The organism is Acutalibacter intestini (assembly GCF_034334985.1).
Classification (GTDB): domain Bacteria; phylum Bacillota; class Clostridia; order Oscillospirales; family Acutalibacteraceae; genus Acutalibacter; species Acutalibacter intestini.
In genome coordinates this window covers 1-851 of record NZ_JAWXXL010000119.1, presented here as the reverse complement: position 1 = coordinate 851, position 851 = coordinate 1, and the positions used below count along the sequence as shown (strand labels likewise).

At 52.6% G+C, this 851-nt stretch carries 1 protein-coding gene and 1 pseudogene; both read right to left on the bottom strand.

Going from position 1 to position 851, the window contains the following annotated elements; translation table 11 throughout:
- Window positions 1-437 (bottom strand): recombinase family protein (locus U8U68_RS21975; RefSeq protein ID WP_322204603.1); only part of this gene is annotated, 437 nt, incomplete at its 3' end.
- Window positions 438-851: pseudogene (locus U8U68_RS21970) on the bottom strand (recombinase family protein); the annotation flags it as partial. It lies immediately after the preceding gene.

Here is an 851-nt window from a genome sequence, read left to right as displayed (position 1 = left end):
ACTATCATATGGGCGGCGCTGTTGGAGTTGTCCTCGCTGTCATACTGGTCATTGACCGCGATAAACCGAACGTGGTGCAGAGGGAAATATTTTTCCAAGTAAAACCCGGAATCAATGGCATTACGGCCCAGCCGCGAGAGGTCTTTTACCACCACGCAGTTGATTTTGCCCTGCTCGATGTCCTCTAGCATTTTCTGAAACCCTGGCCGCTCGAAGGTCCTGCCCGTAACGCCGTTGTCAGTATAGACCTCAATAATCTCAATGTCCGGGCATAGGGCCAGGTAAGCCTCCATAATCTGCCGCTGAGTTTCCAGAGAATCGCCCCGGTTGCTGTTAAACTCCACGGAAAGCCGCACATAGAGCGCCGCCCGCCAGAACTTGGCAGCAGGAAGGTTCTCAACCTCCGTGGTCCGATTTTTTCTGCTTTTCCTTGCCACTCAGACCGCCTCCCTTCCCTGGGAGAAGCGGCCAAGCTCCTGTTCATACTCGGCCTGATAGCGGTAGGTAATGTCAAGTTCCTTCTTGCCTAATACCCGGATAGACTGGATCAGCGCAATAACCGCCCGCCTGTCCAGTTCTTTCATAGTGGAAAACTGCTTGAAATGCTGCATCCACCGCTGGCGGTTGTCGCTGTTGTGCATAGCGTTTTCTACACTCTGGCGCAGGGTATTGATGGCCTCCTGATACTGCTCAATTTGGCTGGAATAGCCAGCTTTCCACTCCCGGTACTCCTGCTTAGTCACCAGTCCGTTGATGAATTTTTCGTATAGCGACCGCTTGAACTCTTTCGCCTTATCTAGCTGTACCTCGTTCTTGAGTATTTGCGCTGTGTAACCGGCCACAAGCTCCCG